Source organism: Paracidobacterium acidisoli, assembly GCF_003428625.2.
Taxonomy (GTDB): Bacteria; Acidobacteriota; Terriglobia; order Terriglobales; family Acidobacteriaceae; genus Paracidobacterium; species Paracidobacterium acidisoli.
In genome coordinates this window covers 214,942-232,796 of record NZ_QVQT02000005.1, presented here as the reverse complement: position 1 = coordinate 232,796, position 17,855 = coordinate 214,942, and the positions used below count along the sequence as shown (strand labels likewise).

General features: G+C 55.2%; 12 protein-coding genes and 1 pseudogene. 8 read left to right on the top strand and 5 right to left on the bottom strand.

Features of this window, described 5'->3' with window-relative positions:
• Positions 1–31 precede the first annotated feature (31 nt).
• Positions 32–1,642: an MGH1-like glycoside hydrolase domain-containing protein gene (locus D0Y96_RS14945; RefSeq protein ID WP_199480352.1), complete on the top strand. Its 1,611-nt coding sequence runs from the start codon at positions 32–34 to the stop codon at positions 1,640–1,642.
• A 74-nt stretch (positions 1,643–1,716) separates the two neighbouring features.
• On the opposite strand, the gene D0Y96_RS14940 is transcribed toward D0Y96_RS14945, so the two are convergent.
• A complete protein-coding gene (locus D0Y96_RS14940) occupies positions 1,717–4,041 on the bottom strand; it encodes a TonB-dependent receptor (protein ID WP_117301431.1) in 2,325 nt (774 codons plus the stop codon).
• Positions 4,042–4,083: 42 nt separating this feature from the next.
• Here D0Y96_RS14940 and D0Y96_RS14935 point away from each other — a divergent pair, with 42 nt between their 5' ends.
• The 3 genes and pseudogenes from D0Y96_RS14935 (at position 4,084) to D0Y96_RS20470 (ending at position 5,643) form a co-directional block, all read left to right on the top strand.
• Entirely contained in the window at positions 4,084–4,803 is a 720-nt protein-coding gene (locus tag D0Y96_RS14935) for an RNA polymerase sigma factor (RefSeq protein WP_158562411.1), read from the top strand.
• Between the two features lie 6 nt (positions 4,804–4,809).
• A pseudogene (locus D0Y96_RS20785) lies at positions 4,810–4,914 on the top strand (zf-HC2 domain-containing protein); the annotation flags it as partial.
• 213 nt (positions 4,915–5,127) lie between these two features.
• The gene (locus D0Y96_RS20470; RefSeq protein WP_252263815.1) at positions 5,128–5,643 is read left to right on the top strand and encodes a hypothetical protein; all 516 of its coding nucleotides are present in this window, start codon (positions 5,128–5,130) and stop codon (positions 5,641–5,643) included.
• A gap of 176 nt (positions 5,644–5,819) precedes the next feature.
• On the opposite strand, the gene D0Y96_RS14925 is transcribed toward D0Y96_RS20470, so the two are convergent.
• The 4 genes from D0Y96_RS14925 to D0Y96_RS14910 all read right to left on the bottom strand — a co-directional run bounded on the left by D0Y96_RS14925 (position 5,820) and on the right by D0Y96_RS14910 (position 13,367).
• A complete protein-coding gene (locus D0Y96_RS14925; RefSeq protein WP_117301425.1) occupies positions 5,820–7,058 on the bottom strand; it encodes a sialidase family protein in 1,239 nt (412 codons plus the stop codon).
• A gap of 86 nt (positions 7,059–7,144) precedes the next feature.
• Entirely contained in the window at positions 7,145–10,174 is a 3,030-nt protein-coding gene (locus D0Y96_RS14920) for a TonB-dependent receptor (protein WP_215601627.1), read from the bottom strand.
• A 320-nt stretch (positions 10,175–10,494) separates the two neighbouring features.
• Complete coding sequence (pbfA, locus tag D0Y96_RS14915; RefSeq protein WP_117301421.1) at positions 10,495–11,856, bottom strand: (R)-1-hydroxy-2-aminoethylphosphonate ammonia-lyase; 1,362 nt, start codon at positions 11,854–11,856, stop codon at positions 10,495–10,497.
• A gap of 20 nt (positions 11,857–11,876) precedes the next feature.
• Complete coding sequence (locus D0Y96_RS14910) at positions 11,877–13,367, bottom strand: MFS transporter (protein WP_158562410.1); 1,491 nt, start codon at positions 13,365–13,367, stop codon at positions 11,877–11,879.
• Between the two features lie 100 nt (positions 13,368–13,467).
• Between D0Y96_RS14910 and D0Y96_RS14905 the strand changes: the two genes are divergently transcribed.
• The 4 genes from D0Y96_RS14905 to phnX are packed head-to-tail and all read left to right on the top strand — an operon-like array spanning position 13,468 to position 17,855.
• Entirely contained in the window at positions 13,468–14,622 is a 1,155-nt protein-coding gene (locus tag D0Y96_RS14905) for a hypothetical protein (protein ID WP_117301414.1), read from the top strand.
• Positions 14,619–15,893 carry an MFS transporter gene (locus D0Y96_RS14900; RefSeq protein ID WP_117301412.1) on the top strand — a complete coding sequence of 425 codons (1,275 nt, stop codon included), beginning with the start codon at positions 14,619–14,621 and terminating at the stop codon, positions 15,891–15,893. The genes D0Y96_RS14905 and D0Y96_RS14900 overlap by 4 nt, the downstream gene beginning before the upstream one ends.
• A 9-nt stretch (positions 15,894–15,902) precedes the next feature.
• Positions 15,903–17,036 carry a TIGR03364 family FAD-dependent oxidoreductase gene (locus D0Y96_RS14895; RefSeq protein ID WP_117301410.1) on the top strand — a complete coding sequence of 378 codons (1,134 nt, stop codon included), beginning with the start codon at positions 15,903–15,905 and terminating at the stop codon, positions 17,034–17,036.
• Between the two features lie 12 nt (positions 17,037–17,048).
• Positions 17,049–17,855 (top strand): phosphonoacetaldehyde hydrolase, encoded by an 807-nt coding sequence (gene phnX / locus D0Y96_RS14890; protein WP_117301408.1) that lies wholly within the window; start codon positions 17,049–17,051, stop codon positions 17,853–17,855.

Here is a 17,855-nt window from a genome sequence, read left to right as displayed (position 1 = left end):
TGACAGCTAGGAATAATTTCCCTATTGGACAATGCGCTGCTTTTTGTGTAGCGTGCGAGTTGTGAACAGGCGAAGCTTTATCAGGCAGAGTTTGGCTTCTGCGGTGGTTGCGACTGCAGCGAGATCCGGTGCATCTTCCTTATCAACCAAGGTTTCTTCCACGGCTCCGGTTTTCACAACGAACCATTCCGGCTGGCAGGCAGCGTATGACAAGGCGCTGGAGATTCTGCGAAATAACGTTCAGATTCTTCCGCGATTTGATCGGCCTGTGCTGATTGAAGGCTCACAATATGCAGGGATATGGCAGGAATGTGGACCGCTCGAGGCGCTGGTCTACAGAAAATTTCGCAGCGATGTAGCGCGGAACAGCCACATGGTTTTCTTTGCACTGCAGCGGCCGGACGGTCAGCTTCCGGCAAACAACAAACGCTCTGAAACGAGCTTTGGGCAGATCCAGATGGTGGTGCCGATTGCCGCTACCGCATGGGAACTGGCTCAGGCGACCGGAGACCACGAGTTGCTGGAAACTACATACAGAGCCTGCTCGCGCTGGGATGGCTGGCTGATGCGTTACCGCAATACCCGTGGAACCGGACTGATCGAAGGCTTCTGCACCTACGACACGGGAATGGACAACTGCCCGCGCTGGGCAGGCATTCCTCCTCAGTGCCCGGACAAAGATGCGAAGAAATGCACGCAGCTTTCAACGCTTCCGCGCCTTTGTCCCGACCTTTCGGCCACAGTATACGGAGCGCGGGTGGCTTTGGCCGACATGGCGAAGGCGCTGGGCAAGCCTTCTGAAGCTGACAGCTGGACAGAGCAGGCAGAGTATATCCGCAAACTGATTCTCACGAAGCTTTATGTGCCCGAAGACGCGGCCTTCTATGATCTGGATGCGCAGAATCACTTTGTCAAGGTACGTACGTGCATTGTGACTCGCATGTGTGGTGAACACGTGGTGGATCAGAAACTTTTCGATTCCCTGTGGGAGCGCCAGATTCACAACCCGAAGGCATTCTGGGCGCCGTTTCCTTTGCCCTCCGTTGCTCTCGACGATCCGACCTTCGTTCGCCCCATTCCACACAACTCCTGGGGCGGAGCAGCACAGGCACTGACCGCGCTGCGGGCTGGCCGGTGGTTCGACCACTATGACCGATCGGCAGAGTTTAGCTATCTGATGGATCAATGGTGCACGGCTATTCTGCGCGATATGACGTTTCGACAACAGATCGACCCGCTTAGCGGTGCGTTTACTGCAGGCGATCTGCCGAATTATTCGCCTGCCGCTCTGGTCATGCTGGATTTTACGTGGAGGCTTGCAGGCCTGCACGAAGGGCAGCAGGCATTGCAATGGAATGTGCGTCCCGGCCACCCGGCAGCCCATCAGGCAAAGTTCAGCCTGCTCACAGATGCGGGCTATGAGGCCGAGATGCGCTATGACGCGACCGGGGCAGCACTGTATTTCCGTGGCGCGCTCCTTGGCCGCATCGAAGGCGGTACGGCACGTTTATCGACAGATAAGCGTGGAAAGGCGATGCGCCTGACCGGCATCAGCGATAAGGCACAATCCATCACCTTTCAGGGAGCAGGCCGCGCTCCACGGCATCTGGCACTTCAGCCGAATCAGCACATCGTGCTTTGAAGCGTAAAAACGAAGAGAGCCGCTCACAGGCGGCTCTCAACTCTAATCAATATCTGACAGGGAACGAGGCCGGATCAGAAAGTTGTATTCAGCCTTAGCCCAAAGCTGCGAGCCGGACCAATGGCATTGCCAGAGAAGAGGCCTCCGAAGTCAATCACATTGAGCCGATTGTTCAGGTTGTCACCATCGGCCTGAAAGTGCATCTTCACTTTCTCGCCTGAATAAACATCGACCCCGAGAGACGCATTTACGGATAGTAATGGACGAATGCGACCCCGATCGAAATTAATACGGCTGATCACCTCTGGTCCATACTCTGCAAGAGCCTCTCCTGGATCTCCGTCAAACTCAAACGGCAGGCCGGAGCCGTAGTCGGCGCCGCCGGCGAACCAGGCGCGCTTTATCACCTGATACTGGAAGCGTGTTCTCAGGGTGTTGCGCTGGTCCTGTGAGTCGGGGAAATGGCCATTCAACTGCGTAAGAGCCGCATCAGCGTCATCGCCAAGGAAAAGACCGCCGGTCACGGGATACCAGACATTTCCTACCATGTACGAATAGCTGACGAATCCGTTCAGCTTGCCCAGCTGAACCAGCGTGAGCTTACTTTCGGCTCCATAGATCACAGATTTATCGAAGGCAATCGGATAACTGACGCCTGTGTTCAGCAGCTGATCGTCATCGGCATAGTTCCTGACGTCACGGCGGTAGAGGTTCACGTCGAGCCGCATCCGATGATAGAAAGCTTCCGTCAGACCACCTTCATAGTAGTTACCCTTTGATGGCTGCACAGGAAGACGGAGAAAGTCATCACTGAGCGCATCGATCTTTGTGGAGCTGGAAATCAGGATGTTCTCAAAGGACGGCGTCTGGAAGATACGATCAAACGATGCGTGCAGCACCATATTGAGCGAGGGCACATAACGGCTGATGGAAAGCCGCGGGCTGACAGCATTCTGGTTGAGCAGAAGCTGATAGTGGTCCCAGCGCAGACCGGCGCTCACGGTCCACTTGCCCAGATGGATGAGGTCTTCGATAAATGCGGACTGCTCCAGATCGGGACGCTGCGCCGCGAAGGTCAGGCTTTGGGGTGTGTCGTCGTCGAAGAAATCCGGGGCAGTGATGTTGTAAGTAAAAAATTCATGCAGAAAGATCGAATCCGATTCAATGCCCGCCTTGAATTCCTGATGGCCATGATGCAGTGAATACGTTCCTTTGAAATAGCCCTCGCGAAAATCATTCTTCTGGGTGGCATCAATCGGCGTCGGATTCTGGTTGGAATACAGATCATTCGCGTTATCGCGCACCATGCCAGACAAGGCGATCAGGCTGTCGGGCGATATGATGTGCTGATAATGAACGATGCCCATCGTCTCAAAGTTGTCGCCGTTCTGAATCTGTCCAGCCTGTTCCTGCAGCAGCTCATTTGGAATGAGAAAACGCGAGAGCTCATGTCTCACACTGAAGCTCAGACGGTCGTTCGGGGTAAGATCACGCTCATAGCCTGCGGAAAAATCTCCGACGGTGCCTGTATTCGTGAAATTCTGGGGAACAACCGGATTCAGATAATGGCTGGTCATGCCGCCGGAGGCTGAGCCGTTGACAGTATTTTTGCCCCATACATACTGAAGCCGTCCATAGCCGGATGCGCTGTCGTAGCTTCCGCCAGAGAGCACAACCTCGCCATGCAGTCCGGGATCGGTTTGCCGCCGGGTGTCGAGCTCAACAACGCCGCCCATCTTGCGTCCATACTCCGCCGGATAGCCCGCGGTATAAATGCTCATCGAATCCAGATCGTCGGCTTCGATTTCAGGGCCAAAGCTGGGAGAACGATTATCGGTGAGGGGAATGCCATCCACAACAAACTGTGTCTGATACTCAGAACCGCGCGGGTGCAGAACAGCGTTGCCCTCGTAAAGCCATCCGGGCTGCGAATTCACCAGATCCTGTACCGACCGGCCCGGCAATGAGGGCACACGCTCCTGAATCTGCTTCGATCCGATTTCCATTACAGATGAGGGGCTATCGGGATCGATCAGCGTCTCGGCCCCCGTCACCTTTACCTGAGTGACCACGGAGGCAAGGCTGAGCTGAATATTCTCATCAAGGGGCAGCGCGGAGCTTATTTCCACTACTTTAGAAAACGGCGTGAAACCTGACTGGCTGATCGTCAGCTGATATGCACCGTACGGCAGAAGCGGAACCCTCAGTACACCCGATGAGTTCGCAGTGAACGATTTGTCATAGCCGTTACCGCTGCTGCTCAGCTCCACCGAAGCTTTTATTGCTGCGCCGGATGGATCTGTAATTTTGAGATGCACTTCACCATAGTTCACCTGGCCCCATGCAGAGCCGCACGCAGAAATAACAACCAGCACAACGAAAACCAAAACCCGCTTCATTCGATACCTGTTCTCAATGGAATCAGTGCCGCATATGCGGCGATGTGGCGTCACTCCTATATTCTTTTCATCGTGGATTTGTTCAGCTTTTATTTTGGCGCTGCTTTCGGTCCTGTACAGAGCGCAAAAAAACAGCCTGAACAGATTCCGCAGCCGGGGAATATCATTAATGACGGCCCAGGAGAACCGTTGAACGAACTTCCGATCCAGATTTGGCTCTCTTCCGTGGTTGCGGAGACAGAACGCACCGATACATCTTCGCCTCCGGAAGAGGAAGTGATCGCCATGTTCGATGCTTATCGAAATCGGCTCTTCCGGTATGTAGTTTCGTTCGGACTGACGACGCAGGACAGCGAGGATGTCATACAGGAGGTTTTTCTTCTGCTTTTTCGCCATCTTCAGATGGACAGATCGCGTCACAATCTTCGCGGCTGGATCTTTCGTGTCGGGCATAATCTGGCGCTGAAAAGACGCATCAACAATCGGCGGCCGGAAAACATGACGTCAAACGATGAGTTAACGCTTATAGCCTATCCTGATCCGGACCCCGATCCGGAGCAGCGTGTGGCTTTCCGGCAAAGACAGAATCACCTGCTGGCCATTGTGCATGCCATGCCTGAACAGGATGAGCGCTGTCTGCGACTGCGTGCGGAAGGCTTGAAGTATCGGGAGATCGCTGAAGTACTGGGTATTTCGCTGGGCTCCGTCTCGATTGCGCTGACACGTGCGATGGCACGCCTCAGACGTGCGGATATGGGGTAATTGCAAATGATCCGTAAGAATCACCTGACCGATGAAGAACTGCTGCTGTTTGTGGACGGAGAGCTCGACTCGTGGCGGGTTAACCAGGTGAGGCAGCATCTGCAATCATGCCCGGAGTGTCAAACGCGAAGAAACAGTATAAAGGCTTCCATTGCGGAATGGATCGAGCTGCATCACATGGAACTCAGTGCGCAGATTCCTTCGGCTGAGAGGCCACGCAGGCTGCTCAGAGCTCGACTTGTCGAGGAGCTCGCCGAACAAACGCCCAAAAGCCGGCTGCTGCCATGGAGCCCTGGCTTCTCTTCCCTGAAAATTGCGGGTGCAATGGCTGTATTCGCAGCCATCACCGTGGTTGCCGGCGCAGCATGGCGGCATCACCCTAAAGGATCAGACGTTGCGGCTACTCCGCATGCTGTTCGGGATGTATCACTGCCGGACCAGAAACTTACGCCTGGGAATTATCAATCTGTTCGCCTGCGGGATGTGTGTGAAGCCAGACCGTATGAGCAGGCGCGCGTCACTTCTGCATCGCTGCAGCAGCAGATTCTCCGCGAATATGGAATGCCCGGTACAGCTGTATCTCAATACGAGATTGATTTCCTCGTCATTCCTGAGCTCGGAGGCACCTCAGACATTCACAATTTATGGCCGGAGCCATATTCTTCGACAGAATGGAATGCGCATGTAAAGGATGCGCTCGAAGAGCGACTGCATCAGCTTGTATGCGAACGGAAGCTGGATCTTGCAACGGCGCAGCACGACATTGCGACTAACTGGATCTCCGCGTATAAAAAGTACTTCCATACGAACGTACCTGTTCCGGCTGATTCGCGCTCGTAGGGCTGCCTGCCGCTTATCACGAAAACCCGATGCTGATGATTCAGCGAGTGGGCCATGCGAAACCGAATAAGTTTGCGCTCATTGCTATGCAGTTATATCGTGCTGTCTATCTATTGATAGAGGAGCGTTATTCGTGTTGGTTATGGCTCCCATGCTGATGCCGGGAGCCATAACTTTCAATGCAGATTGGCAGGATATGCGCCTGTCTGAGGTAATTCGAGTAAGGCAACATTTTCAGAATGGATATCGGAGGTTTTTCCACCCTCTGTCGTTCCGTGTTTGATCCACTCTTCCGGGAACGCCATATATTTAATCGTTTCGCGGCGGAAGGTATACGCCACCTGAATCATGCCGTCTTTCGACTGAGTGACCGAGGGATAGGAATACTCCGGATCTTCGAGAGGCAACAAAGACGGCTGCGTTTCCTGATTTTCGAGATCCCGAATCCACGGCCATGTTTTGCCGCCATCGATGGACAGGGCAACTGACAGAATCCTTCGTGCTGCCGTCTGTGCTTTGCCGCGCTCAAGGGTTGCCTGGGCATTGTTAAAGACCATGACCAGGTGACCGTCAGCAAGTCTCACAGCCTGAATGGATGCGTTATTGTTCGGCAGCTTTGCAGCAACCGGAGCGCTCCACTGGCAGCCATCTGCCGATTCACTCTGATAGATCCAGTCGGCATACCGGCTGCGGAAGAATGCGATGAGTCTGTCTTCAGAGAGCCTGATGATATTCATCTGCACCTCTCCGCCGGAGTCGGGGATCTCACACTCCTTCCAGGTCTTTCCGCTGTCCTTCGATATCTCCACGTAGGACACATCGTTCTGAGCATTCGATGTGATGCTTCCACCCGCGGAATGATAGACCGGGAAAAGCCACTGCCCGTGGAAGATGACAAGCGGCTGCCGCAGATACATGCCGGGATTGGGGAAAGTTGTCTGCGGGGTGCTCCATGTATGCCCCTGGTCGGCAGATATCAAGGCCCAGACCAGATCATTTTTCTGGCTGTGCCCGGCTAACTGCGTTGTGTGAAAGAGCCAGATGCGACCGTCGGGAGCAAGAAAAGCTACCGGATTCTGATTGGCCCAGCCCGGATGGTTCGACACAATGACAGGCCTGGTCCATTGCTTTGATCCATGATCGAGCCGCGACATTACGATCGACTCGCCATCTCCGCGCTCATAGATGCCCGCATACCAGAAGCAGAGCAGATCACCGTTTGGCAGAGCCAGCAGATTCGCGGCGTGATTGCTGTTTACGATGAGCGGCATGTACGCCTCCTGCGCTCCTTTCAGGCGCGACGGCCTGACGATGCCATCTGCAAGCTGATAGACCGTTTTCGGCAGATCGGTGGCAAAGCAGGAAGCCGCTGCCAGTGAACACAGGATCGCGAGGCGCAGAATTTTTTTCGACATGGGTACCCTTTATGCTGAGATATTGTCCTGCGGTTTTCCGGTGAGCGGCATGATATGCACACACCGCTCACCGGTGTTTCGACCATTCAATATGTGAACTTGCCACCGATCTGCACGGTACGGGCCGTTGCCGATGTCAATTGCCCGAAGCTGCCTGATGTCGTATCCGTTTCGAGACCACCGAGGTTTGTATGGTTCAGCGCATTGAAGCTGTCCATGTGCAACTCGAACTGAGCGTGCTCAGTAAAGCGAAAGCTCTTCGAGAGAGTCGCATCGAGGTTGATTTCTCCGGGACCGTAGATGGAGTCCTTACTCAGATAGCCTCCGCGAATCTGCGCGCCGCTGTTTTCCTCTATGGCGGGATTCACAAAGGCCAAAGGATTCAGATACTGCAACTGGCCAAGATTGTAGTGGCCCACATATGGATTGACGCCAGGCACCGGATCGGGGCGATCGCTGGGATAAGACGAATTGCCGTCGCCAATATTGTTGGGGTTGCCATCGGTGGCGGTGAAGACTCCCGACAGGCGCCAGCCTCCGAGGAAATATCCTGCTGGTCGTGAGGTCAGACCAAACCATTGCTGGAGAGGAAGGGTCCACACACCATTGAGGACAAAATGATTGCGAATGTCATACGGGGTGGGGCCGTAATCCGCTTTGATGTTGTTGTTGTCCTGCGGAGAAGACTCTTTCAGCAGGCCGGCATATTCAAACGCCATCGATTTTGACCAGACATACGCCGCGCCGAAGGTGATTCCCTGCGACAGTCTTTTTGTCAGCTGAACCTGCAGACCGTTGTAGTTGCTGGTGTCTCCAGCATAGTAATAATTGAATTGCGAAAACTGGGGAAACGGGGCGGTGCCGGAAATGCGATCCGGAAGGTTTTCCACGTCGGTAATATTCTCATGGAGACCACGGTTTCCGACGTAGGCGATGTCGAGGACACTGTCCCAGGGAAACGCCTGGCTGATACCAAGCGTGTACTGCATGCTATAGGGGTTAGGGTAGCTCTGTTTAATGGCGGAGTCGGCAAAGTCAGAAGAGAAGACACCCTGCGTCTGAAGGTTCTGCAGAATTGTTGTATAGTCGGCCCGCGGAACCGGGTATTGAAGACCTGCGGCAAGTGCCTGTTCACGATTCAGCGTGATGCGAAACGGGGTCTGCGCATTGGTCTGTACTTCATTGATCGCTTCCCCATAAATCTCGTGCGGATTTGTGTAGACGCCAAAACCGCCGCGGACAACTGCTCTGTAACCGGAGGGCCCAAAACCCCAGCTGAAACCGAGGCGCGGCTGGATGTTGAAGTGGTTGGCATTGTAGATGCTGTCAGCCGGAAGATACGGTCCGAACCCTGGACCCAGCTGCGGAGCGGCAGGATTAATACCGCGATTGAACAGACGCCCTGAATCCTCTTTAGGAACTGTGAAGTAATCGTATCTTATGCCCGCATTAATCGTGAGGTTGGGCAGGATGCGATAGTCGTCCTGAATGTAACCACCGAACTGATACTCGTAGATATTGAACGGCGCCAGGTCGAAGGTAATGCGAATTTTACTGGGAATATTGCTTTGAAAATCGGACAGGCTTGAGTAAGAAACATCCGTTGTGTTCAGGTCCGTACGGCCTGCATTCCACTTCTGAATAATACCGCCCGTCTGAATCGTATGGTGCCCGTGAGTCCAGGCGATACTTTCTTCTCCGGTCCAGATATCGCCAGCCTTGAGGAAGAGCTCCGATCCGCCCGTGCTGAAACCGGAGAAGGAGACTCCTTCAAAATCCTGAGCGATGCCGACATCGTCCCGGCTGGAGCGGAGACGATTGTAACCAAACCTGGCATTTGAGACCCATTGGCCCTGCGAGTGAATCCAGCTCGCGTTGTAGGCATCGCCGTGGTCCTGGTAGATTCGCGGGTTGATCACAATGATGTTCGGATCGTTATAGTAAGGGCGGCCTCTTGTGTATCGCACTGTGTACTGGTTGTTTCCACTCTGGTTGTAATCAAGCCGAACGATGCCATTGCTGTCGTTCTGGACAGTCGAACCTGTTTTGTGAAGATTGACAGTGTATGCCTGGGGCTGATCGGCGGGCTGTGGCACTGCGGGATAGGCTGCGAATTCGGATGCGAATACCGACGGGCTGATGCTGATCAGGTACGGCGTAGGAACGTCGTCTGATACGTCTGTAAAGGCGTTGTATCTGACCCCTTCGTAGCTGGTGAAGAAAAACATTTTGTTTGGCAGAATTGGTCCGGAGATGGCACCGCCAAACTGATTAAACGTCGTGCGCGGACGACTTGTCTCAAACTGGTTGCGCGCGTCGTAGAGATTTTCTTCGTTGATTTCATACACATCACCGTGAAATGCATTCGTGCCGCCTTTGGTGATGATGTTGATGTTCCCGGCCATGGTTCCGCTCACCGATGCCGGTGCGATGCCTCGCACCATACTCACTTCCTGGATGGCATCGTTGTTGACGGTATTGATGATGTTTGGCGCCTCTGAAAAACCGAAGGCCGGATGTTCCATATCCTGAGCGGCATTGGTTCCATCGACTGTCAGGTTATAGCCCGTTCCGGGAAGGCCATTGATGTCGATGCCGGAACCATCCTCCGACCCGGCGCTGCCCGCATCGGATTGCGCTATGCCCGGAGTTGTCTGCAGAAGGCTGGTCCAATCCTGATGCGAGACCGGCAGTTCGTTCAACTGCGTACTGGATATCTGAGTGCGCAGATCGGAGGTGCCGACGGATATCAGCGGCGCCTCACTGGATACGGAAACCGATTGCGTTACGGACTGGACATGCAGAGAGAAATTGATCTGAATGCCCTGAGCGGCGGCGATCTCGATTCTGCCACGCTGCTGCGGCGTAAAACCTGGATCTTCAATACGGATGGTATAGATGCCGACGGGGATGAAGTCGAGAACGTATTGACCGGTTGAATTGGTAACGACTGTCTTTACCAGGCCGGTCAGAGAATTGGTGAGTGTAATCTGAGCACCTGTGACAACAGCTCTGCCCGGATCCGTGACTGTGCCTGTGATGGTACCGGTCGTGCTCTGCGCAAGACAGGACAGAGTGGCGAGTAATGCTCCGATAAGGAGCGCTGGCTTCCGCAAAAATCTGTTGCGCATTGATCCGTCCGCCTTTCACTGCGAAGTTCGGTTGACGAGCCACCTTCACACCGGCGGCTTATGGGAATCCTGAGTGGGACAGGCGAGTGTCGCAACGTTCAGCAGGTTAAGCGAGGAGCGTGCCTGCGTTAAATGCCCGGATGGAGTGCAATCCCTGCAGAGGGACACGTATCATGCATCTGCTTTTGATCTCTTCGTAACATCTTCCAGATGGTTTTACTTCAGTTCGGCAAAAGCGGCCGGTACAGGGCACTCTTTCGCGCGCGAGTAAATGCGGGCAGAAGTATGAACGGGGTATATCTCATTCAATTCTTCTCCAGTTCACTCAAACAGTCGTCCAGGATCTGAACAGCATCGTCCAGATGTTGCTTCTCGATTGTCAGCGGTGGAGTCAGGACAAGAATGCAGCCCATAGTCACTTTGAAGCTGAGGCCACGAGTGAGTGCGGCATACATCATCTGCTCCGCCTCAGCATTTGCCGGCGAGCCGTCCGGTGTTCTGAGAACCAGAGCAATCAGGAGCCCGATGCCTCGGACCTCATAAATAAGACTATGCTTCTGCTGTAGTTGCCGGAGCTGATCGAGGAAGCGAGCGCCGAGAATACGAGCACGCTCCACCAGGCCTTCTTCTTCTATAACTTCAAGTGTGGCCAGAGCAGCTGCACAGGCTACAGGATTTTTTTCATGCGTGAAGTGGCCGAGGGCCCGATCCTGACCGATATCGAGATCTTCGCGCGCGAGCAGCGCAGCAACAGGCATACAACCGCCGCCCAGTCCCTTGCCGATTACCAGCATGTCAGGAACGATATCGTATTGCTCGCACGTGAACATGGAACCGGTGCGGCCCAATGCATGGGGAATTTCGTCCAGAATTAAAAAGGCACCGTAGCGATCGCAGGCGGAGCGAAGCTTTACCCAATAATCTCGCGGCGGTATGGTACCCGTGCTGCGAACGGTTTCGGCAATGACCGCAGCTACATCACCTTCTTTGCGCAGAATATATTCGACATAATCTGCACACTGCAGATTACATTGCGTGCCGCATCGAAACGGACATTCAAGAGGCTCAGGCGGAGGCACATGCTCGGCGCCGGGCAGCAGCGGCCCGATGGCGTTGCGAAAGAGCGCTTCCCCACCAAGGGATATGGCATCGAGCGTCGCGCCGTGAAATGAGTCCCACATAGAGATGGTTTTAAAGCGACCGGTCGCCATACGCGCCAGCCCTACAGCCATCGAGATGGCTTCCGCGCCTCCAGGCGCGAAAAGACATTTGTTCAGCTTTCCTGGAGCAATTCCGGCCAGTTTCTTCGCCAGCGCTACCGCGTATCGATTTGTATAGCGGCGTGTACAGAAAGGAAGATGGTTCAGGGCTTCCTGTATCGCCTCCTTTACTCGCGGATGGCCGAATCCTACCTGATGAACGTTGTTGCCGTGGAAGTCCAGATAGCGACGGCCCTGCACATCGATGAGGAAGCTGCCTTCACAGGCACTGAGTGCATTGAGGCATGGAGAGGACAGAGACTGATGGAGAAAATAGCGGGCGTCTTCAGCCAGCAGCTCCTGCGTCTCCTCATCGAGATGCTCACGCTGCCATGCTTCGCGTGCCACAGAACTATTCACATCTCCCTCTGACTGCGGCACGCTGGCTTCATCTCCTGTTTTTTTCATCGCGCTCTCCCTTCCCTGCGTCACGATAAGGCAGACTGGCAAACGGCATTATTTTGAGAATCTGCCAGGCACCGATCGGCCGGCCTCAGATTCCAGATGGGCAACAAAATGGCTCCGGCTATGACGGCTGCCGCAGCAAGAACCATAAAGAGCGCGTCCCACCCATATTGCCTGCTGATAAATACAACAATGTAGGGTGATAAGAGCGCACCCATATGCCCGACGCCGTCGATCAGCCCTGAAGCTGTGGCCGCCGCTCGTACTTCGCCTATATCCTGAGCGGCAGCGCCGGAAAGAAGGGTGTCGGGACCATAGGAAAGGATCCCGGCGAGCGCAATCCCTGTCGCGGCTCCGACGAGCCCCCATCGCGAAAGCGCAGGCTGCAGAAACAGAATGATTCCCAGACCTGCGAGCATGACTGCGGACACAGGTGCGCGCCGCGACTGATTGAAGTGATCGGAAATATACCCGGCGAGCACTGCGCCAACGATGCCGACCAGCTCATAAAGAGATGACACGTAACCAGAAGTCTCAAGGCTGTATTTCAGGTGCGATACCAGGTAGAGCGGCAGCCAGAACATCAGAGCGTATCGACACATCTCCAGAAAGAAATAAGAGAGGCCGATCATCCACAGTGAGGGGGTACGCAACAGAGCATACAGATCGCTCCATTCAGGGCGATCCACGCGTTTGGGGACTGGCTGCAGACTGCGATCTGCTTCGGCGGGATTCGCCTGCTGTGGCATGTCCTGAACGAAACGAAAGAAAAGCGCGGTAATTACCAGCAGGATCAATGCCGGGAAGAGAAAACCGCGTCTCCAGCCGGGATCAGGCAGCAGGCTCTTCTGTGTGATCGCCCATGTTGCAAATGCCGTCGCAAGGAAGCCGCCAAACACATAATTTGTGCCCCACCAGGCCATGATGACGCCGCGGTTTTCGCCGCGAAACCAACCGGCCATGATCTTCACCAGTCCCGACCAGCCGGTTGCCTGGCCTATTCCGTTGAGGCATGCGAAGATCAGCAACCATGTCATCGATCCATGCGCGCTCATCAGCAGATTGCTGATGATTACGAGCACAAGCCCGCTACCAACGATTTTTTTTGCTCCCGCATAGTCCGAGAGAAATCCGAAGACGAACTGCCCTATGGCATACAACAGGCTATAACCGAAAACTATATTCGCCAGCTCCAGAGTGCCTGAGCCGGATACTCCATGAAGCGCGGGCAACACGATGCTGAGATTCTTACGACAGAGATAGTAGCCTGCGTAGGTTATCCACGTAACTACGAACACCCTGCTTTGGCGGGCAGTAAAGCTCATCAGACCCCGACTCTCGCCCTTGTCGGGCTCTGGTGCATGCAACAGGAACAGAACATTGCGGGCTTTCTGCGGCGGCCCGTTCCGGCTGCATTGCTCTTCAGGCTCGCAGCAAAGATGGAGCAGCGAAACGTTCGGCAGGTTAAGTACGACTGCGTTACCGTTCACCCGGGCAGGGATAAGCGAAGGCAACGCGAAGGCGCGATGAAAGCCAGATCACAAATCGGCGAATTGTTCCTGTTCGCTACTCTTTAATCTCGATGCGCTACTATCGCGGTCTCAGACGATCGCGATGCAGACCAAAGAGGAAATCCCGCATCCGGAGCTTCACCGGTATGCAGCTGAGCTGCGAGAGCTGGTTGAAGCCATCTGCGCGAGCTCCTCTTTCAGGACCAGTCCCAAAAGCTGTGAGTTTCTGCGTCACATCGCGGAAAATACGCTCGGTGGAAATATTGAGGCACTGAAGGAACGCCTCATCGGCATGACCCTGCTGGGCCGCAACGCCACGTACGATACCGGAGCGGATGCGGGTGTGCGCGTTCGCGCGAATGACGTACGCAAGCGGCTGACCGTTTATGCAAGAGCGGAGAATGCAAATAGTGCGTTCTCAATCGAGATTCCACCAGGAACTTATGTCCCGCGGTTTTTCCATACGGTGGAGGCATCGGAAGAACAAGCGCCTGCGGAAATATCAGCTGGCGATCTGACAGAGAATCATAATGAGGCGCCACGCCTGTCTCTTTACCGGCTTGCGATGCCTACCCTTGCTGCTCTCTTTCTGTGCACGATCTGCATACGCTGGCAGATGACGGAAGAGCATCCCTTTACTACTTTCTGGCAGGACGTGTTTCAAAGCCATCGTGTCGTCTTATACCTGCCGCCACAGGAAGACCGGGGAGGGAGGGTGTTTGTCGATATGCAGGAACTCAATGCCGCTGCGCCCCTCTTCAATCTGGCCGGGCAATTTCATAAGCAATTTACTGTGGTCAGTGTGCCGGACCGAACTACATCTTCGGGAGATGTTCTCCTCTCTCTTGGCTCTGCAGATGGCGACGGTTCCGGATCTGCTGTAACTTCGGGTGCGTTCGTGCCCGCTGCACAGACCGGCAATCCACGGTTTATCGTCAAAGATACGGCGACAGGACGAGCGGTTGTGGATCGAAGCCCCTCTCAGGACCGGCTACGGCTGTCCGGCCGCATCGCTCTTCTAACGATCATCAATGGCGCATGGCGCTCGATCCGCATCGACGGCACAGACGAAGCTGCGATTGGCTCGGCGATTCGGATGCTGTGCGAACGCGACGCCTTCCCTGAAGCAATTGTCGACAGCTTTCAGAAGGGCACGATTACTCAGGTTGTCATCCCGATGGCGTCTCAATCGGAAGCGAGAGTCTTCCATGAGCCGTTGCCCGGAGTGCCGACAACAACCAGCAGTCGAATGCAATGAAGATACGGGACAGAACGCTCGCAGCCTGGCGCGGCCGAATTTTTCTGGCCGCATGGATGCTCTATGCCGGCTACTACATCTGCCGAAAGGATGCAGGGACCGCTGCCGACGGCGGCGTTTCTCATCTCGCTCTGGTACTTGCCTGTTTCGGCGCAACATACGCTCTGGGACAACTGATTGGCGGAACACTGGCGGATCGATTTGGCGCCCGGCGTACCGCGCTGACCGGCGCCGTTATATCGATTGGCTGCACTGCGCTGCTGGCATGGTGCTCGCATCCGGTTCTCGGGCTGGCACTGCAGCTTGGTAATGGCTTCGGCCAGGGCTTCGGATGGCCCTCGCTGCTCAAGCTCATAGGAAGCTGGTTTCGACGCAGTGAACGAGACCGGGTACTTGGCTGGTGGAGCACCAGCTATATTCTCGGAGGCCTGCTGGCAACTTCACTGACCGCATGGCTCCTTGTTCACACCGGCTTTACTGCGCACAGCGGAATCCATCTCGTTTACCTGGTGTCATCCTGCGCTCTGCTGGGGGCGACGCTTTTCTTCGCCCATGAGACGGTTGAATCACCGCATCCTGTTTATGAGAGCACACCTTCTGCGGAATTCGCCACACAGGCTGAGGGCAGTCCCTGGATTCGCGTACTGAAAAATCGCCACATCCGCGTCATCTCCGGAATGTATTTCTTTCTTAAGATGACCCGATACACACTGCTTTTCTGGCTACCCCTGTATCTGACTTCGGGCCTGGGATATGCCACGTATCGCGCGGATCATACTGCGTCCTGTTTCGAACTGTGTGGCTTTCTGGGTCCGGTTGCCGTTGGCTATGCTTCAGAGCGGTGGTTCGGGAACCGGCGCTTTACGCTGGCCACCGGCATGCTCTTTCTTCTCGCTTTTGTTTGTCTGCTGCACCCCGTGCTGGCAGACAGCGGCTGGTTTGGCCTGATTGTTTCTATTTCGCTGATGGGCATTCTGATTCACGGTGCCGATATGCTCATGTCCGGGATGGCGGTGCTCGATGCGGTTCCGGGCGAGCTTCACGGGCGTGCTGTCGGCTTTGTGAATGCCATCGGCTCGATCGGACAGATACTCTCGCCACTGCTGGTTACTCTCTTTGTTTCCCGCCTGGGGTGGACCAGGCTCTTTGATCTCTTTGTCTTCTTTGCGCTGGTCTCGGGCGCTATCTGCGCGTCAGCCATTCGGCCCCAAACGTACGATAAACAGCAATCTAACCGTTCAGTCCTTGAAACCTCGAATCTGCCCTTATAGTCTGCGGGGGTGACGGAGAGAAGCACGGATACGGCGATTGTCGGAGCGGGTATTCTCGGACTCGCTCATGCGTATATCGCGGCGAAATCCGGCAAGAAAGTCACCGTCTTTGAAAGACATCCCGCTGCGAGCGGGGCATCGATCGCTAACTTTGGCCTTCTCTGGCCGATCGGTCAGACTGCCGGCCGTATGTTCGATCTTGCGATGAAGAGCCGGTATCAATGGCTCGAAATTCTGCAGGCAGCCAGGATTCCCTATAAGGATACCGGCTCACTACACGTTGCCTGCCGAAAAGAAGAAGCGGCGGTCGGGCAGGAGTTTGCGGAACTGGGTCCAACGCTGGGATACCAGTGTGCGTGGCTCAGTCGCGATGAGACGCTGGCTCGCTCGCCTGCGGTGCAGCCTGCTGCGGTTGTCGGGGCGCTCTGGAGCGGCACGGAAATTATGGTTGATCCGCGCGAAGTGCTGCGCAAAATTCCTGAATTCCTCGCGGAGCAATATGGAGTGCAGTTCCACTGGAACTGCCCCGTTCATTCGGTTGAGCGTTCCAGAATCGTGACATCGCGCAGGACATGGCAGGCAGAACGTGTCATTGTCTGCAACGGCACTGATTTTGAAACGCTCTTTCCGGATTTCTTCGCGCAAAGCGGACTCGTGCGCTGCAGACTCCAGATGATGCGAACGGGACCGCAGCCACAGAACTGGAATCTCGGGCCGGCCATCGCCGGAGGTCTTACCTTTCGCTTCTATCCATCTTTCCGCATCTGCCGCTCCCTTGACGCGTTGCGCGCGTACATCGCGCAGCAGATGCCGGAATATGATCGCTTCGGTATCCATACCATGGTGTCGCAGGCATCTTCAGGAGGGCTGACCTTCGGCGATTCTCACGAATATGGACTGGCGCCCACACCATTTAACCGCGACTGCATTGATGCGATGATTCTTCGCCATCTCGAAACTTTTTTGCAGGTTCCGGATCGTTCCATCGCAGAGCGCTGGTACGGCGTTTATGCAAAACACCCGGAAGAGCCCTGGGTTCGCTATCAACCAGAGGATGGAGTAGACGTCATCACCGGACTCGGTGGAGCCGGTATGACTCTGAGCTTTGGTGTCGCACTCGAAACGCTGGAAGCACTTTGCTGAGAAAGGCAACCGATGAGGCAATACCGCACCATTCGCGCCATTATGCTTGACTGGGCCGGGACAACCGTCGATCACGGGTCGATTGCGCCCGTGCTCGCTCTTCAGGAGCTTTTTGCACGACACGGCATCACGCTCAGGAGTGAAGATGCGCGTCGCGATATGGGCCTGCTCAAACGAGATCACATCAACGCCATTCTTGCCCTTCCGATTGTTACTTCGCAGTGGTTTGCAAATCACGGTCATGAGCCATCGGGCGAGGATGTTTCGATGCTCTTCGACGAGTTTGGTCCGCTGCAGATGGATATCATCACGCAACATTCGCAGCTCATCTCCGGGGTAAAAGAGACTGTCTCGGAATGGCAACGGCGCGGAATCCGGATCGGCACAACCACGGGATATACCCGCCAGATGCTGACTCCCGTGCTCGCGCAGGCGGCAAAGAACGGATATCGTCCGGATGCCGTCGTGTGCCCGGATGAGGTGCCGGCGGGGCGGCCGGCGCCCTGGATGCTTATGCGAAATGCCGAACTGCTGAATGTTTATCCGCCGTCTGCCTGCGTGAAGATCGGCGACACTGTCAGCGACATCGAAGAGGGACAGAATGCAGGTATGTGGACCATCGGACTGACACGCACTGGAAACATGGTCGGGCTGAACGCCGCCGACTGGGAACAATTGCCGCAGGACGAAAAGAGCAGGCGCCTCAGGGAAGCGGAAGATACACTGCGTCAGGCGGGCGCGCATTTTGTTGCGGAAGATCTGGCCGCGTGTGAAGAGATATTACGCAGGATCGAAGGTCTTCCTGCCGGGGAACTCTGA